We start from the raw sequence: 16,042 nt of genomic DNA, 5'->3' as shown, positions 1-16,042 counted from the left end.
CCTGATGTGCGGGGGTCAGGCCACCGGCACCGGGTACGTCGGGTACTCCACCCCGGAGACGTACTGGACGACTCGGATGACCTGGCACGAGTAGCCGAACTCGTTGTCGTACCAGAGGTAGAGGATCGCGTTGTCGCCGTCGACCTTGGTGGCGCCCGCGTCGACGATCGAGGCGTGGCGCGAGCCGACGAAGTCCATCGACACCGCGTCGGGCGCCGTCGTGAAGTCGATCTGACGCTTCAGCGGCGAGTGCAGCGACACGTCGCGCAGGTGGTCGAGGACCTCTTCGCGGGTGGTCTCACGGCCCAGGCGCAGGCTGAGGATGGCGATCGAGACGTCCGGCACGGGCACCCGGATCGAGCTGCCGGTGATCGGGGCCTTGAGGTCGGGCAGCGCCTTCGCGACGGCGGAGGCGGCGCCGGTCTCGGTGATGACCATGTTGAGCGGCGCGGAACGACCACGGCGGTCGGCCTTGTGGTAGTTGTCCAGCAGGTTCTGGTCGTTGGTGAACGAGTGGACGGTCTCCACGTGGCCGCGCACGACGCCGTACTCGTCCGCCATCGCCTTGAGCGGCGGGACGATCGCGTTGGTGGTGCAGGAGGCGCAGGACAGGATCTGCTCGTCCGGCTTGATCGTGTCGTGGTTGACGCCGTGCACGATGTTCGGGACGTCGCCCTTGCCGGGGGCGGTCAGGACGACCTTGTCGATGCCCGGGCGCAGGTGCTTGGAGAGGCCCTCGCGGTCGCGCCACTTGCCGGTGTTGTCGACGAGGATCGCGTCCTTGATGCCGTACGCCGTGTAGTCGACCTCGGACGGGTCGTTGGCGTAGATCACCTTGATCTCGTTGCCGTTGGCGACGATCGTGCTGTTCGCCTCGTCGACGGTGATCGTGCCCTGGAACTGGCCGTGGATCGAGTCGCGGCGCAGCAGCGAGGCGCGCTTCACGATGTCCTCGGCGGCCCGCTCGCCGCCCCCGCGCACGACGATGGCGCGCAGGCGCAGGCCGTTGCCCGAGCCGGACTTCTCGATGAGGAGACGGGCGACGAGGCGGCCGATGCGGCCGAAGCCGTACAGGACGACGTCGCGGCCCTCGCTGCGCTCGGCCTTGTTGGCGCCGATGGCACCGGCGACGGCCTCCGCGGTGAACTGCTCGACGGTCAGTCCGCGGTCGTCGGCCTTGTGGGCCTCCGCCAGCAGGGCCAGGTCGATCTGCGACGGGCCGAGGTCCAGCGTGGTGAGGGCCTGCAGGAACGGCAGCGTCTCGGTGACCGAGAGCTCCTGACCGGCGATCTGCCGGGCGAATCGGTGGGTCTTCAGGATGCTGACCACCGACTTGTTCACCAAGGAGCGGCTGTGCAGCAGGACCGTCACGTCCCGCTCGCGGTGCAGCTTCCCGATGATCGGGATCATCGACTCCGCGATCTCCTCGCGGTGCTTCCAATTGGTGAACGAGTCGTCATTGACAGTCACAGGAGTATCTTTCGAGCTAGGCGGCGCTCATATGCTAACCCGCTCGCCTTTGCGCCTCTCAACCGGCTGCTTCCCGCAGCACGGAGCGGCACAGCGCGTCCGCGCGCCGCGTCGACTCCGGAAGCCGGTAGCGGGGCGTGAGCCGCAGGGCGTGCTCGCAGGCGTTGGACAGCGTCACCCGGTGTCCCGCCGAGACGAAGACCGGCTTCACGCCCTCCCGCGTGCGCAGCGCACGGCCCACCTCCTCCGCGCCGTCAAGCAGCGGCGCCGCGCTCCCCCGCGGGGCGGCCGGATCTTCGTACGAGAAGGCGAAGGGGTTCTTGGCGACGCCCATCGTCGGCAGTCCCGTCAGGACGCCGAGATGGCTCGCGAGGCCGAAGCGGCGCGGGTGGGCGATGCCGTAGCCGTCGCAGACGACGAGTCCGGGGTCGGACCGCAGCCCGGCGAGCGCGGTGAGCACCGTGGGGATCTCGCGGAACGCCAGCAGACCCGGCACATAGGGGAACGTCACCGTGCCGACCGCCGTCGCCTCCTCGACCACGTCGAGCGTCGCGGCGTCGAGGACGACGACCGCCGCGGCGACGATGTCCCGCTCGTCGTCGTAGGCGACGTCCACGCCGGTCACCCGCCCCGTGCCGGGTGGCGGGCCCGTTTCGTCGAGGACGACGCGGGTGCGCAGTTCGTCCTGGACGGCGCGCGCCGTCCGCTCGTCGGTGGGCCAGTCGGAGGGCGTCGCGTAGCTGGTCATAATGCCGGGCAGCCTAGTTGGCGCGGAATCACCCCTCCCCTCGGCCGACCGTCACGGTCGAGGACGACCGGCATTAAAGACGCGTAAAGATTGCCGGATTCCGGCAATGAACGGCTCGGGGCCGGTATGTCACGATCCCTCTGTACCGAGGTGGACGGCTCGACGGGGGAAGTGATCCGATGACGGTGTTTCTCGGTCTCGGCATCGCGGGAATCGTGCTGCTGACGCTCTCCCTCCTCCTCGACGGGGTCCTCGAAGGACTCTTCGGAGGAGCGGGCGCACTCGACGGGCTCTTCGACGGGCTCCTCTCCCTGCCGGTCATCGCCGGATTCGTGTCCATGCTCGGCTTCGGCGGGGCGCTCGTGCTCGGCACGACCGGCCTCGGCGCCGGTCCCGCCGCCGTCGCGGGAGCCTGCGCGGGGACCGGGGCGGGCTGGGTGACGTGGAAGCTCACCCGCGCCCTGATGCGCGACCAGACCGCCCCCACACCGCGCGGCAGCGACCTCGTGGGCACCGCGGGATCGGTGGTCACGGCGATTCCGGCCGACGGCTACGGCGAGGTGCTGCTGCACCTCGCGGGCCAACGCGTGAAGTACGCGGCCCGCAGCGCCACCGCCGTGGCGCGGGGCACCGAGATCTGGGTCGACGCCGCGCTGTCGCCGACCTCGGTGGCGGTCCGGCCCGTCGAACGCTGAGCGTCACCACTCATCGGCAATTCAGTCACACCAGTCACACCACTCACCAACCTTCGCAACCGATCTGCCGTCCCCGGGTGGCAAGGGGGGAATGCACCATGAGTCCAGTCCTGATCTCGGTCGTGGGAGTCGTCGTACTCCTCGTCCTGTTGGCGCTCGTCGTCATCACGCGCTACAAGGTCGCCGGGCCCAGCGAGGCCTTCATCGTGACCGGACGGCGCGGCAAGAAGTCCACCGATCCGGACACCGGCCGGATCATGACCGACAACAGCGGCCAGAAGGTCGTGGTCGGCGGTGGCGTCTTCGTCGTGCCGTTCGTGCAGCAGAAGTTCACACTCGACCTGTCATCGCGGCACATCCCGATAGCCGTGCGCGGCGCGGTGACGCTGCGCGGCGTGAAGGCGAACCTCGAAGGCGTCGCCATCGTCAAGGTCGGCGGCACCGAGGACTCGATAAGGGCCGCGGCCCAGCGCTTCCTCGTGCAGCAGAACGGCATCGTCGGCTTCACCCAGGAAGTGCTCTCCGGCGCGCTGCGCTCCATCGTGGGGCGCATGTCGGTCGAGGACATCATCCGGGACCGTGCCGCGTTCGCCGGTCAGGTCGCCGAGGAGGCCGAGGCCAGCCTGTCCGGGCAGGGCCTGGTCCTCGACGCCTTCCAGATCCAGGACATCACCACCGAGGGCTCCTACCTGGAGGACCTCGGCCGCCCGGAGGCCGCCCGCGCCAAGCAGGAGGCGGACATCGCCGAGGCCGTGGCGCGCCGGGCCGCCGAGCAGGCGCGGCTGAAGGCCGAGGAGGAGATCGCCGTCGCGCAGCGGACCTTCTACCTCAAGCAGGCGGAGATCAAGGCCGAGACGGACGAGGCGGCGGCGCGTGCGAGCGCCGCGGGACCGCTCGCCGAGGCGGCCCGGCAGCAGGACGTCCTCACCGAGCAGGAGAAGGTCGCCAAGCGCCAGGCGGCGCTCACCGACAGCGAGTTGGACACCCAGGTCCGCAAGCCCGCCGACGCCGCGCGCTACCAGGCGGAGCAGGAGGCGGAGGCCCGCAGGATCGGTCTGGTCAAGCAGGCCGAGGCCGACGCGGAGCGGGCTCGTCTCACCGGTGAGGGCGAGAAGGCGCACCGTGCCGCGCTGGCCGACGCCGTACGCCTGGAGGGTGAGGCCGAGGCCGCCTCGATCGGCGCGCGGGGTGCCGCGGAGGCCGAGGCGATGCGCAAGAAGGCCGACGCGTTCGCGCAGTACGGTGACGCCGCCGTCCTGCAGATGCTCGTCGAGGTCCTGCCGAGCGTCGTCGCCAAGGCGTCCGAGCCGCTGAGCGCGGTGGACAAGATGACGGTCATCTCGACGGACGGGGCGGGCCAGCTGTCCCGCACGGTCGCCGACAACGTCGCCCAGGGCGTCGAACTCCTCAGCTCCACGACGGGGGTCGACCTCGCCGAGCTCCTCAAGGGCATCACGGGCAAGGGCACGCCGGGCAAGAGCACGACGGCCGCCGTCCCCGCGTCCGCCGCCGCGTCCGCCTCCGTCAACGGCAAGATCGACGTCACCGACTAGGCGCCCGAGGGCGACTCCTCGCGGCCGCATACCCTTCGATCATGGACTGGGCACTGCGTTCCGCGGGGACGGCGGACATAGAACTCATAGCTGAACTGCGCGCGATCGTGATGCGGCCCGACCTGGCGCGTCTCGGCCGGTTCGATCCGCACCGGGTGCGGCAGCGGCTGCGGGACTCGTTCTCCCCGGAGCACACCTTTGTGATCGAGAGCGGCGGCGGGTTCGCGGGGTGCGTCACCCTGCGGCCCGCCGCCGACGGGCAGTGGCTGGAGCACTTCTACCTCGACCCGCGGCTGCAGGGACGGGGCCTCGGTTCGGCGGTCCTCGGCTCGCTCCTGGAGCGGACCGACGCCGAGGGCGCGACCGTCCGGCTCGACGTGCTGCAGGGCAGCTCCGCCCGGCGGCTGTACGAACGCCACGGGTTCGCGGTCGAGACGGAGGACCCGGTCGACGTCTTCATGGTGCGGGACGCCCGGGTAGCCTCGCGATCATGTTCATTCTCGAATTGACCTACACCGCGCCGGTCTCCGCCGTCGACGAGCAGCTCGCGGCCCACGTCGCCTGGCTCGACCAGCAGTACGAGGCCGGTGTCTTCATCGCCTCTGGCCGCAAGAACCCCCGCGACGGCGGCGTGATCATCGCCGTCGCGGAGGACCGCGCGGCCATCGAGAAGACCGTCGCGGAGGACCCGTTCACGGTGGCCGGGGTCTGCGAGTACCGCGTCACCGAGTTCTACGCGACGAAGACGGCCGACGCCCTGTCCGCGTACCGCGAGCAGCTCCCCGCATGAGGCCCTTCTAGCGCCGCCCCTCCAGGCGGGCGATCCGCCCCTTCTCCCCCGCGGCCCAGCAGCCCCGGTCGGGGGTGCAGTCCACGGTGTCGTACGACCCGGAGTCGACCGTCCGCCAGCTCCGCCCGCCGTCCGTCGTGACGTCGGTACCCGTCGGGCCCACCGCGAGGGCCGTGGAGCGGCTGTGCGGGAACCACGCCACGCCCGAGCGGTAGGCGGGCGGCGGCCGCCCCGCCGGGTCCCAGCTGCGGCCGCCGTCCCGGGTGACCGCCGCCGCCTTCGGCGAGGCCTGGTCGGCGCGGTAGTCGCCGCCCACCGCGATGCCGTGCGTACGGTCGCGGAAGGCGAGCCCGAAGACGCCGCGTGCGGGGTCGCCCGCCGGGATCGGCGCGTCGGTGGCCCGCCAGGTCAGGCCGCGGTCGGCGGAGTGCAGGACCCGCGCGCGGGACGCCCCGCCCGTGGCCAGCCACACGTCCCGCGGCCCCGATGCGACCAGGCACTGGCCGCTCGCCGCGAACCCCGCCTCGCCCTCCTGGGCGGCGGGCATCCCGGCGTCCGGCAGGACCTTCCAGGACCGGCCGCCGTCGGCGGTGGACAGGATGCGGAACCTGCCGTCGACGGGATCGCTCATCGCCAGGCCGTGGCGGCGGTCGAAGAAGGTCATGCAGTCGTAGAACGCCTTGGCGTCGGTGTTGCGGAACGACTCCGTCCAGCTGGCGCCGCCGTCTTCGGTGCGCAGCACCCGCGACGCCTCGCCCTCGCCGATGGCGAGCACCACCGCGCGGCGGCCGTCGAAGGCCTCGATGTCGCGGAACTCCAGATCGGCGGCGCCGGGCGGAGACACTTCGCGCCAGGTCTTGCCGCCGTTGGATGTACGCAGCACGGTCCCCTTGGTACCGGCGACCCACGCCGTGTCACGGCTGACCGCGGCGAGCCCGCGGAAGCGGGCGTCGGTGCCGCTGTCCTTGAGCTGCCAGCGCGGTTTCCGGTCCGGGTGGTGCGCGGCGCCGTCCGCCCCCGCGGCGCCCGGTGCCGCGAGGACGGTTCCGGCGAGCATCGCCCCGCACAGTCCCGTCAGTAGCATCCGCCTCGTCGACTTCGTCTTCCCCATGCCCCTCATGGCGGGCGAAGCTAGCCGACGCGCGCGGCCTCGTCCAGATGGCCTGAAGGTGTCCCCCATGGGGTGGTCACCGGGAACCGCGGGCCCCGCCAGGGTGTCGCGGTGACAGAGGTCACTCGCTCCGACCCACCCTCCGTGTGCACGGATTCCATCTTTCCTTCGTCTATCCAAGTGCCGACCCCAGTCGTCCAGCAGTCAGTGAGGGAGCAGGCGTTGTCCACCGTCATCGAGCAAGCCGTAGAGGCCCGCCTGGTCGCCGCCGCGCCGCGGATGCCCACCATTCCCGCCACGCTCCACTACGACCGGCAAGATCCGTTCGCCGTGCGCATGAGCTTCCCCGCTCCCGCGACTCTCGAGGGAATCGAGGTCTACTGGACCTTCGCCCGCGATCTCCTCGTCCTCGGCGTGGAGCGGGCGGCGGGCGACGGGGACGTGCGCGTGCGTCCGTACGGTTTCGACCGCACGGTCGTGGAGTTCCACGCCCCCGAGGGCACCGCGATCGTCCACATCCGCACCGGGGACCTCCGCCGCTTCCTGCACCGCACGATGGCGCTGGTGCCGGTCGGCCAGGAGCACCGGCACGTCGATCTCGACCAGGACCTGGCCGAGCTGATGCGGGACGCGTGCTGAGCTCGCCGTAGCCCCACTCCCCACGGCCGGGCACTCCCGACGGCCGAGGACTGCCGACAGCCGAGCTGCCCGGACTCAGCCCCCTCCGCCGCCGTTCGACGAGCGCGCCATCTCCGCAGCCGCGACCGCCGAGGCCAGCGCCTTGCCCAGGGCGCGCATCAGCTCGGTCAGCTCGGGCGACGCGCCGCCGCCGCGGTCCGTCAGCTCCGCCAGCCGGTCCTTGTACCGCCTGCGGTCCTTGCCGGTGGCGAACGGCCGGACCTTGCCGGTGGCCGCGCACATCACGAGGGCCGCCTCGCTCGCGGGCACCTCCGCGACCGGCTGGGTGCCGCGCAGCACCGTGCCCGCGTCGGCCTGCAGCGCCTCCGCGTAGCCCGCGCGCTCCAGCTCCCAGTGCCGGGTGGGAAAGACGCCGAGGACGCGCCTGCGCTCCTGGCGCAGATAGCCGTGGGCGGTGAGCTGGTCGCGCACCTCGTCCAGGGTGGTGCGGGAGCGGTACGTCAGCCAGCCGCGCCACTTGCGCGGCCGGGACCCCTCGATGAGTGCGGCCAGGGAGTCGAGCACCGTGTCGCCCGTGCGCGCGCCGACCACCGGGGTGACGATGCCGTCCGTCTCGACGACCACACCGCGCTGGGCCAGCTCCGCCAGCGCTCCTGCGCGGATGACGAGGTTCAGGTCGGGGCCGCCGGTGAACCTCTCCTTCTCGCCGCTCCAGGCCAGGAGCAGGAGCTTGGCGGGCAGGGACAGCGTGCCGTAGTGCACGGCGCCTCCTCGGTCGGCGGCCATGGAGCCGGGCGTGGCCTCACTGGCCTCACGATAAAACGTTGACGCGCCCCACGGCGCTCCGTACGGTGTATAGCGGTTCTGTTGCCGTCGATAGGAGTAGGACGTTGCTCGTCTGAGGTCATGAGACATCGCGTCACGCAGCTTTGACTGCCGTGCACGCCGTGTGCGACCTCGGCATCACGAGCCGTCCCGTCCCCCCGGCACAGGCCTTTTTCATTCTCCGGCCTCACCTCCGCCGCGGTGTCTCGAACGCGTTGCCCCTGACCACGCTTCACACCACGCAACCGCGAGGCCTGTATGTCTACCTTCCCCACCTCCATCAGCTGTACGTCGCTGTCCTTCGGCTGGCCCGACGGCACCGGCGTCTTCGACGGCCTCCAAGTGGCCTTCGGGCCCGGCAGGACCGGTCTCATCGGCGTCAACGGATCAGGGAAGTCAACCCTGTTGAAGCTCGTCGCCGGTGAGCTGACGCCGACCGACGGCGTGGTGCGCGTCGCCGGTGACGTCGGATACCTGCCGCAGAACGTCACCCTCGACACCGGTCTGCGCGTCGACGAGGTGCTCGGCATCGCCGCGACCCGCGCCGCGCTGCACGCCATCGAGGCGGGCGACGTGCGCGAGGAGCACTTCACCACGGTCGGCGACGACTGGGACGTCGAGGAACGCGCCGTCGCCACCCTGGATCAGCTCGGGCTCGGCCACATCGGCCTCGACCGCACCACGGGCGAGGTGTCGGGCGGCGAGTCGGTGCTGCTGCGCCTCGCCGCGCTGCTGCTGCGCCGTCCCGACGTACTGCTGCTCGACGAACCGACCAACAACCTCGACCTGTACGCCCGCAGGCGCCTTTACGCGGCCGTCGAGGCGTGGTCCGGCGTCCTGGTCGTCGTCAGCCACGACCGCGAACTCCTCGACCTCGTCGACCAGATCGCCGACCTCCGCGAAGGGGAGGTGAGCTGGTACGGGGGCAACTTCAGCGCGTACGAGGAGGCCCTCGCCGTGGAACAGGAGGCGGCCGAGCGCATGGTGCGCGTCGCCGAGACCGATCTGCGCAAGCAGAAGCGCGAACTGGCCGATGCCCAGGTCAAGTTGGCCCGCCGCAAACGGTACGGCCAGAAGATGTGGGACCAGAAGCGCGAGCCGAAGGTCGTCATGGGTAACCGCAAACGCGCCGCCCAGGAGTCGGCGGGCAAGCACCGCATCATGCACGAGGAGAAGCTCGCCGAGGCCAAGGAGCGCCTGGACGACGCCGTCGAGGCGGTGCGGGACGACGACGAGATCCGCGTCGACCTGCCGCACACCCTGGTGCACCCGGGGCGCACCGTCCTCACCCTCAGCGGCCTCGAACTCTGCTACGGCGCCCGCGTACAGGGCGAGTTCGAGCTGCGCGGACCCGAGCGGATCGCGCTGATCGGCCGGAACGGCGCGGGCAAGACCACACTCCTGCGCACCATCGCCGGAGAGCTGGCACCGGTCTCCGGCGAAGCCGTGACGCACGTGCCGATGCGCTTCCTGCCCCAGCGCCTCGACGTGCTCGACGACGCGCTGACCGTCGCCGAGAACGTGGCGGCGTACGCTCCCGATGCCACCAACAACCGCATCAGGGCGCGGCTGGCCCGCTTCCTGTTCAAGGGGGCCAAGGCCGACCAGCAGGCGGCGACCCTGTCGGGCGGCGAGCGGTTCCGGGCGGCGCTCGCGGCGCTGCTGCTCGCGGAGCCCGCGCCGCAGCTGCTCATGCTCGACGAACCGACGAACAACCTCGACATGGCGAGCGCGAAGCAGCTGTCGACGGCCCTGGACTCGTACCAGGGCGCACTGCTCGTGGCCAGCCACGACCTGCCGTTCCTTGAGTCCATCGGCATCACGCGGTGGCTGCTCCTGGACGGAGAACTCAAGGAGATCACTCAGGAAAAGAAGACAGAAGCTGTCGGGTATTCCGCATAGCTTCGATGCATGGACCAGGACAACCAGGACAAGCTCCAGGACACGCACCAGTACATCGCCATCGACGGAGCCCGTGAGAACAACCTCAAGGAAGTGAGCCTGCGCATCCCCAAGGGCAGGCTCACGGTCTTCACGGGCGTGTCGGGGTCCGGGAAATCGTCGGTCGTCTTCGACACGATCGCGGTGGAGTCGCAGCGCCAGCTGAACGAGACCTTCACCTGGTTCGTCCGCAACCGGCTGCCGAAGTACGAGCGGCCGCACGCGGACGCCATCGAGGAGCTCTCCCCCGCGATCGTCGTCGACCAGAAGCCGGTCGGCGGCCACTCCCGCTCCACCGTGGGCACGATGACGGACATCTACTCCGTGATCCGCGTGCTGTTCTCCCGGCACGGCACGCCGGGCGCGGGCTCCGCGGCGGCGTACTCGTTCAACGACCCCTCGGGCATGTGCCCGGAGTGCGACGGGCTCGGGCGCACGGTGCGGCCAGACTTCGACCGCATCCTCGACCCCTCCAGGTCCCTGGCGGACGGCGCGATCCTCTTCCCACCGTTCGCCGTGGGAACCTGGCAGGGCCAGACGTACACGAACACGCCCGACCTGGACACGCAGAAGCCGGTCGGCGAATTCACCGCGGCGGAACGGCAGTTCCTGCTGCGCGGCGGGCGCGCGAAGAAGAAGGTGAACGTCAACAACACGGGCGGCGCACGGGACATCGACTACGAAGGGCTCGCCGACCGCTTCGAGCGCCTCTATCTGAACCGCGACCTGTCCTCGCTCTCGCAGAAGACCCGCGACATGGCACAGGCCTTCCTGAACGAAGGGACCTGCCCGGCCTGCCACGGGGCCCGCCTGAACCCGGCGGCGCTCGCCACCCGCATCAACGGCCTGGGCATCGCCGACTGCACCGGCATGGAAGTCACCGACCTGATCGCGGAGTTGGGGCGCATCGACGACCCGGTGGCCGGTCCGATCGCGGCGGCGGCCGTGGCGGCCCTGGAGCGGATCGAGGCGATCGGGCTCGGCTATCTCAGCCTGGACCGCGAGACGTCCACGCTCTCCGGAGGCGAGGGACAGCGCCTGAAGATGGTGCGCCACCTCGGCTCCAGCCTCACCGGCATGACGTACATCTTCGACGAGCCGAGCGTCGGGCTGCACCCGCGCGACGTGGGACGCCTGAACGATCTCCTCCTGCGGCTGCGCGACAAGGGCAACACCGTTCTGGTCGTCGAGCACGACCCCGACGTGATCGCGATCGCCGACCACGTCGTCGACATGGGCCCGGCGGCCGGCACCGACGGCGGCCTGGTCGTCTTCGAGGGCACGCCGGACGAGCTGCGCCTGGCCGACACCCTCACCGGCCGCCACCTGCGGCACGCCACCGGCATCAAGGAGCACCCGCGCGAGGCCGTCGGCGGCCACTGGGTCAAGGACGCCGATCTGCACAACCTCAAGAACGTGAGCGTACGGGTGCCGACCGGGGTCCTCACGGCGGTCACCGGCGTCGCCGGATCCGGCAAGAGCACCCTGGTGTCGAAGGCGTACACCGAGGCGTACCCGGACGCCGTGGTCGTGGACCAGTCGTCCATCGGCATCTCGGGCCGCTCGACCCCGGCGACGTACCTCGGGATCATGGACACGCTGCGCAAGGTGTTCGCGCGCGAGACCGGGGCGAAGGCGAGCCTGTTCAGCTTCAACTCCCATGGTGCGTGCGAGCGGTGCCAGGGGCGCGGGATCATCTACAGCGACCTCGCGTTCATGGACCCGGTGACCACGACGTGCGAGGCGTGCGAGGGGCGCCGCTTCAAGGAAGAGGTGCTGCGGCTCACCGTCGGCGGCCGGTCCGTCGTAGACGTACTGGAGATGACGGCGGATCAGGCCCTGGAGTTCTTCGAGCGCTCCGGCGACGCGTCGGTCCAACGCCGACTGCGGGCCCTGCGGGACGTGGGCCTCACCTACCTCACGCTCGGACAGCCGCTGAGCACGCTCTCCGGCGGCGAGCGCCAACGCATCAAGCTGGCCACCCAGTTGCACCGCACGGGCACGACGTACGTCCTGGACGAGCCGACCACCGGACTGCACATGGCGGACATCGAAGGGCTGCTCGCGATGCTCGACCGGCTGGTCGACGCCGGGAACACGGTGCTCGTCGTCGAGCACAACCTCGACGTCGTCAAGCATGCGGACTGGGTGATCGACCTGGGCCCCGACGGCGGCAAGCACGGCGGGCGGATCGTCTTCGAGGGGACGCCCGCGCAGCTCCTGCGGGCCGAGGGTTCGTTCACGGCGGAACACCTCCGCGGCGCCCTGGGCGAGGACGGGCCGCGCGCTGCATGATGTTGCGGCACTGCCCGCCCGCGTGAGGAGAGCCGCCCGTGCCCAGCAAGAAGGCCCTGATCCGCCGCCCGAGTCCGCGCCTCGCCGAAGGCCTGGTCACCCATCTGCAACGCACTCCGGTCGACACGGGGCTCGCGGCGCGGCAGTGGGAGGCGTACGTGGAGGCGCTGACCGACCACGGCTGGGAGACCTTCGAGGTGGAGCCCGCCGACGCCTGCCCCGACTCGGTCTTCGTGGAGGACGCGGTGGTGGTCTTCCGGAACGTGGCACTGATCGCCCGGCCCGGCGCCCGGTCCCGGCGGGGCGAGACGACCGGCGTCGAGGAGGCGGTGGGCAGGCTCGGCTGCTCGGTGAACTGGGTGTGGGAGCCGGGCACGCTGGAGGGCGGCGACGTGCTCAAGATCGGCGACACGATCTACGTGGGGCGCGGCGGCAGGACCGACGCCGAGGGGGTGCGGCAGCTGCGGGCCGTCTTCGAGCCGCTCGGGGCGCGGGTCGTCTCCGTCCCCGTCACCAAGGTCCTGCATCTGAAGTCCGCGGTGACGGCGCTCCCCGACGGGACGGTCATCGGATACGAGCCGCTCGTCGACAGCCCCTCGCTGTTTCCCCGCTTCCTGCCCGTACCGGAGGAGGCGGGCGCGCACGTGGTGCTGCTCGGCGGCTCGAAACTGCTCATGTCGGCGAGCGCGCCCCGGAGCGCGGAGCTGTTCGCCGATCTTGGATTCGACCCGGTTCCGGTGGACATCAGCGAGTTCGAGAAGCTCGAAGGCTGTGTGACGTGCCTCTCAGTTCGGCTCCGCGAACTGTACGCCTGACCAGCAATGAGGCCTCAGTGGCGGCAGAGACAGGTGAGGGCCTGGCTCACCACCTCTTTACGGCGGGTTTAACCTACGGCAACGTAACCTACGACACCGTAGGTAGTGCACCGCTCGCACCGCCCGTCGAACTCTATGTACTCCCGTCCCCCTGGAGCCCCCGTGACGATCACCTCTCCCCACCTCGGCAGCACGGACAGCTGGACCGACGCCCGGCTGCTGTACGCGCTGGAGGAAGTGGTCGAGCAGGAACTCAATCGCCACCTGAAGGTGGCCAAGGACTGGATGCCCCACGAGTACGTCCCGTTCTCGGACGCCCGGAACTTCCCGGGCATCTTCGAGGACGGCGAGGCGTGGGAGAAGGGCCAGTCCCCGGTCACCGACATCGGCCGCATCGCCCTGGTGGTCAACCTGCTCACCGAGGACAACCTCCCCAGCTACCACCACGAGATCGCCTCCCTCTTCGGCCGCGACGGCGCCTGGGGCACCTGGGTGCACCGCTGGACCGCCGAGGAGGGCCGCCACGGCATCGTGATGCGCGACTATCTCCTCGCCTCCCGCGCCGTCGACCCGGACCAGCTGGAGCAGTTCCGGATGGCGCACATGAGCGAGGGCTTCGAGTCGGACAACCGCCACTCGATGCTGCACTCGGTCGCGTACGTCGCCTTCCAGGAGCTGGCGACCCGCATCTCGCACCGCAACACCGGCCACCAGTCGGGCGACCCGGTCTGCGACCGCATGCTGGCGCGCATCGCCACCGACGAGAACCTCCACATGGTCTTCTACCGGAACCTGCTCAAGGCCGCCTTCGAGCTCGCGCCCGACCTCACGATGCAGGCCGTGCGCGACGTGGTCGTCAACTTCCGCATGCCGGGCCACGGAATGCCGGGCTTCGAGCGGGCCGCCGCGCAGATGGCCATCGGCGAGGTCTACAACATGCGCATCCACCACGACGACGTGCTGCAGCCCGTGCTGCGCTTCCTGAAGGTCCTGGAGATCGACGGGCTGGGCCCCGAGGGCCTGCAGGCGCAGGAGGAGCTGGGCTTCTTCATGGGCGGGCTCGATGCCGAGGCGTCGAAGTTCGACGAGCGGCTGGCCGCGCGCAAGGCGCGGCTGGCGGCGCGCGGCGCCTGACCGCCACCCTGCTCAGCGGTCCTCGGTCACGGCCCTTCGTCGGCGCCCGGCAGGGGCCGGACGGTGAGGATCTGCTCCGCCCGGCCGACCGGGCCCGCGAGGTCGTGCAGCACGGAGCTCGTGACGCCCTGCCCCGTGGGACCGAAGGTGACGCTGGTGTCGAGTCCGACCCAGCGTCCTTCGGGCTGCCGGTGGAAGTGGGCCGTGAGGTCGACGTTCGGGTACATCCAGGCCGTGGGCGGCTGACGCACCGCGATGCCGTTGGCGGTGTCGAGGAGCGCGACGAAGGCGGCGAGCGGTCCCGTCGGCTGTCCCGCGACGAGATCGAGTCCGGTGGAGATCCACGCCGTCGTGCGGCCGGGCCGCGGGGGCGCGAGCGGACGGACGTCGAGCGAGGCGATGTACCCACCGGGCCAGGTCTCGGTCATCGGCCAGGACGCGAGCCCGTCGGGTGGTGTGAGCGCGTCCGCCCCGCCACCGGCGACCGCCGCGGTGTCGCCGGAGCCGAGCAGCCAGGCCCTGGCCCGCACCACGGGGCGGTCGGCGATGAGCACGACCGCTTCGAGCAGTTCGATGGTGCGGCCGGGACGTATGGTCTCCACCCGGATCTCGCACTCGTCCAGGGCGAGGCGCCCGAGGATGTCGAAGCTGATACGGGAGAGCACGAGGCCGTCGCCGACACCGCCGGGACGCGCGGCCAGGTGCCGGTCGATCGCGTGGGCGACGAGCCCGCCGAGCGGACTGAAGTGCTGTTCCGCGGGGTCCCACGCACCGCTCGCGTGAGCCGTCGGCTTGTAGCGGTGGTCATCGATGGGCTCGTAGTAGCTGCCGGTGCTCAACGGTGCGTACCTCTCGGGACTCGACGGGCTCGCTGGGATCAGGGGCATCAGGGGCATCAGGAGGCTCAGGGGGCGAAGACCGTGCTGGACAGGATCACATGGACGGCGGTGCCGCCCAGAATGCTCAACAGCGCGTTGCGCCGCCACAGATGGAGGCCGACGGTGACGGCCACGGCCACCACGGGAGCCAGGGCGCGCGGTTGTGTGAGCGGCAGATCGCGCAGGCAGTAGACGACCAGGATCAGCATCACGCCCGCGGGCATGCGGGTGCTGAGGTACTGGACGGTGCCGCTCTCGCGCAGCGGGGCGAGGGCCGCGAAGGGCAGGGCGCGCAGGGCCCAGGTGACGGCCGCGGTGACGATGACGGCGGCGATCGCGTAGGAAGCGTCAGGCATGGCTCTGCGTCCTCCGGGTGGCCAGGTGGCGGGCCAGGAGCCCGAGGGTGAACAGGGCGAACGCGGCCAGGAGCAGCTCGCCGGGGAAGAGCAGCCGGGCGAACAGGGCGCTGAACAGGGCGAGTACGGGCGTGGGCAGGTCGCCGCGCAGCTCCTTCACCGCCTCCACGGCGAGGACCGTGAACAGCGCGGTCAGCGCGAAGTCCAGGCCCCTGACGCTGTCGGGGATGAGCGAGCCGAGGAGCGCTCCGGCGATCGACCCCGCCACCCAGTACAGGTGCAGCAGGAGCTGCAGTCCGAGGATGCGTCGGCCCGGCCAGGAGCTCGCGCGCTCCCCCGAGGTCAGGGCGTACGCCTCGTCGCTGAGCGCGAAGGTGCCGTACGCCTTGCCGAGCCGCCCTTCGACGCGGTGCAGCGGGTAGGACAGCGAGTAGAAGACGTGCCGGACATTGACCATGAACGCGGTCGCGGCGATCGAGGCCAGCGGGGCGACGGCGGCGACCATGCCGATGAGCAGGAACTCGAACGAGCCCGCGTAGACGAGCGCGGCGGACAGGCCCGCCCACCACCAGTCGAGGCCGGACTGGGTGACCAGGGCCCCGAAGGCGAGACCGAGCGGCAGGAACGCGAGTCCTACGGAGGCGGTGTCGCCGAGCGCGGTCCGTAGCCCTGAGAAGGGCCGGGGGCTGGATATATCGGCGGGGGCAGGGGCGGGGACAAGGGCGTCGCCGACGACGGGTGGAGCTGTTCGCATGCCGACATTTTATAAAGATCCAAGCCTAATATGGTTGC

At 70.8% G+C, this 16,042-nt stretch carries 16 protein-coding genes; 9 read left to right on the top strand and 7 right to left on the bottom strand.

What is annotated here, in order from left to right; all coding sequences use genetic code 11:
• Nucleotides 1-15: 15 nt before the first annotated feature.
• Together AC068B_RS14845 and AC068B_RS14840 are read right to left on the bottom strand one after the other, a co-directional pair.
• The gene (locus AC068B_RS14845; RefSeq protein ID WP_478671797.1) at nucleotides 16-1,470 is read right to left on the bottom strand and encodes a glyceraldehyde-3-phosphate dehydrogenase; all 1,455 of its coding nucleotides are present in this window, start codon (nucleotides 1,468-1,470) and stop codon (nucleotides 16-18) included.
• Between the two features lie 58 nt (nucleotides 1,471-1,528).
• Nucleotides 1,529-2,218: an endonuclease V gene (locus AC068B_RS14840; protein ID WP_478671795.1), complete on the bottom strand. Its 690-nt coding sequence runs from the start codon at nucleotides 2,216-2,218 to the stop codon at nucleotides 1,529-1,531.
• 179 nt (nucleotides 2,219-2,397) lie between these two features.
• On the opposite strand from AC068B_RS14840, the gene AC068B_RS14835 reads away from it, so the two are divergent.
• The 4 genes from AC068B_RS14835 (at nucleotide 2,398) to AC068B_RS14820 (ending at nucleotide 5,256) form a co-directional block, all read left to right on the top strand.
• Complete coding sequence (locus AC068B_RS14835) at nucleotides 2,398-2,913, top strand: hypothetical protein (protein WP_478671794.1); 516 nt, start codon at nucleotides 2,398-2,400, stop codon at nucleotides 2,911-2,913.
• Nucleotides 2,914-3,011: 98 nt separating this feature from the next.
• Nucleotides 3,012-4,466 carry a flotillin family protein gene (locus AC068B_RS14830; RefSeq protein WP_478671793.1) on the top strand — a complete coding sequence of 485 codons (1,455 nt, stop codon included), beginning with the start codon at nucleotides 3,012-3,014 and terminating at the stop codon, nucleotides 4,464-4,466.
• A 41-nt stretch (nucleotides 4,467-4,507) separates the two neighbouring features.
• On the top strand, nucleotides 4,508-4,975 hold the full coding sequence (locus tag AC068B_RS14825; protein WP_478671791.1) for an N-acetyltransferase family protein: 468 nt from the start codon (nucleotides 4,508-4,510) through the stop codon (nucleotides 4,973-4,975).
• A complete protein-coding gene (locus tag AC068B_RS14820; RefSeq protein ID WP_356259529.1) occupies nucleotides 4,957-5,256 on the top strand; it encodes a YciI family protein in 300 nt (99 codons plus the stop codon). Before AC068B_RS14825 ends, AC068B_RS14820 begins: the two co-directional genes overlap by 19 nt.
• Nucleotides 5,257-5,263: 7 nt before the next feature.
• Here the strand turns inward: AC068B_RS14820 and AC068B_RS14815 are convergent, their stop codons facing one another.
• The gene (locus AC068B_RS14815; protein WP_478671790.1) at nucleotides 5,264-6,367 is read right to left on the bottom strand and encodes a WD40/YVTN/BNR-like repeat-containing protein; all 1,104 of its coding nucleotides are present in this window, start codon (nucleotides 6,365-6,367) and stop codon (nucleotides 5,264-5,266) included.
• A gap of 222 nt (nucleotides 6,368-6,589) precedes the next feature.
• Here AC068B_RS14815 and ssgD point away from each other — a divergent pair, with 222 nt between their 5' ends.
• A complete protein-coding gene (gene ssgD / locus AC068B_RS14810) occupies nucleotides 6,590-7,006 on the top strand; it encodes a spore wall synthesis regulator SsgD (RefSeq protein ID WP_468564898.1) in 417 nt (138 codons plus the stop codon).
• A 75-nt stretch (nucleotides 7,007-7,081) separates the two neighbouring features.
• On the opposite strand, the gene AC068B_RS14805 is transcribed toward ssgD, so the two are convergent.
• Nucleotides 7,082-7,792 carry a GOLPH3/VPS74 family protein gene (locus tag AC068B_RS14805; protein WP_478671788.1) on the bottom strand — a complete coding sequence of 237 codons (711 nt, stop codon included), beginning with the start codon at nucleotides 7,790-7,792 and terminating at the stop codon, nucleotides 7,082-7,084.
• Between the two features lie 297 nt (nucleotides 7,793-8,089).
• Here AC068B_RS14805 and AC068B_RS14800 point away from each other — a divergent pair, with 297 nt between their 5' ends.
• The 4 genes from AC068B_RS14800 to AC068B_RS14785 all read left to right on the top strand — a co-directional run bounded on the left by AC068B_RS14800 (nucleotide 8,090) and on the right by AC068B_RS14785 (nucleotide 14,016).
• Complete coding sequence (locus AC068B_RS14800; RefSeq protein WP_478671787.1) at nucleotides 8,090-9,733, top strand: ABC-F family ATP-binding cassette domain-containing protein; 1,644 nt, start codon at nucleotides 8,090-8,092, stop codon at nucleotides 9,731-9,733.
• Between the two features lie 9 nt (nucleotides 9,734-9,742).
• Nucleotides 9,743-12,067: an ATP-binding cassette domain-containing protein gene (locus AC068B_RS14795; RefSeq protein WP_478671785.1), complete on the top strand. Its 2,325-nt coding sequence runs from the start codon at nucleotides 9,743-9,745 to the stop codon at nucleotides 12,065-12,067.
• Nucleotides 12,068-12,105: 38 nt separating this feature from the next.
• Nucleotides 12,106-12,882 carry a dimethylargininase gene (ddaH, locus tag AC068B_RS14790; RefSeq protein WP_478671784.1) on the top strand — a complete coding sequence of 259 codons (777 nt, stop codon included), beginning with the start codon at nucleotides 12,106-12,108 and terminating at the stop codon, nucleotides 12,880-12,882.
• A 162-nt stretch (nucleotides 12,883-13,044) separates the two neighbouring features.
• On the top strand, nucleotides 13,045-14,016 hold the full coding sequence (locus tag AC068B_RS14785; RefSeq protein ID WP_478671783.1) for an acyl-ACP desaturase: 972 nt from the start codon (nucleotides 13,045-13,047) through the stop codon (nucleotides 14,014-14,016).
• A gap of 26 nt (nucleotides 14,017-14,042) precedes the next feature.
• Here AC068B_RS14785 and AC068B_RS14780 read toward each other — a convergent pair whose 3' ends face one another.
• The 3 genes from AC068B_RS14780 to AC068B_RS14770 form a co-directional block, all read right to left on the bottom strand.
• A complete protein-coding gene (locus tag AC068B_RS14780; protein WP_478671782.1) occupies nucleotides 14,043-14,855 on the bottom strand; it encodes a thioesterase family protein in 813 nt (270 codons plus the stop codon).
• 65 nt (nucleotides 14,856-14,920) lie between these two features.
• On the bottom strand, nucleotides 14,921-15,250 hold the full coding sequence (locus AC068B_RS14775; protein ID WP_478671780.1) for a branched-chain amino acid transporter permease: 330 nt from the start codon (nucleotides 15,248-15,250) through the stop codon (nucleotides 14,921-14,923).
• The gene (locus AC068B_RS14770; protein WP_478671779.1) at nucleotides 15,243-16,004 is read right to left on the bottom strand and encodes an AzlC family ABC transporter permease; all 762 of its coding nucleotides are present in this window, start codon (nucleotides 16,002-16,004) and stop codon (nucleotides 15,243-15,245) included. Before AC068B_RS14770 ends, AC068B_RS14775 begins: the two co-directional genes overlap by 8 nt.
• Nucleotides 16,005-16,042 lie beyond the last annotated feature (38 nt).

The organism is Streptomyces sp. NPDC042371 (assembly GCF_056437465.1).
The sequence above is the reverse complement of the archived record's forward strand: the minus strand, read 5'-3'. Positions and strand labels throughout refer to the sequence as shown.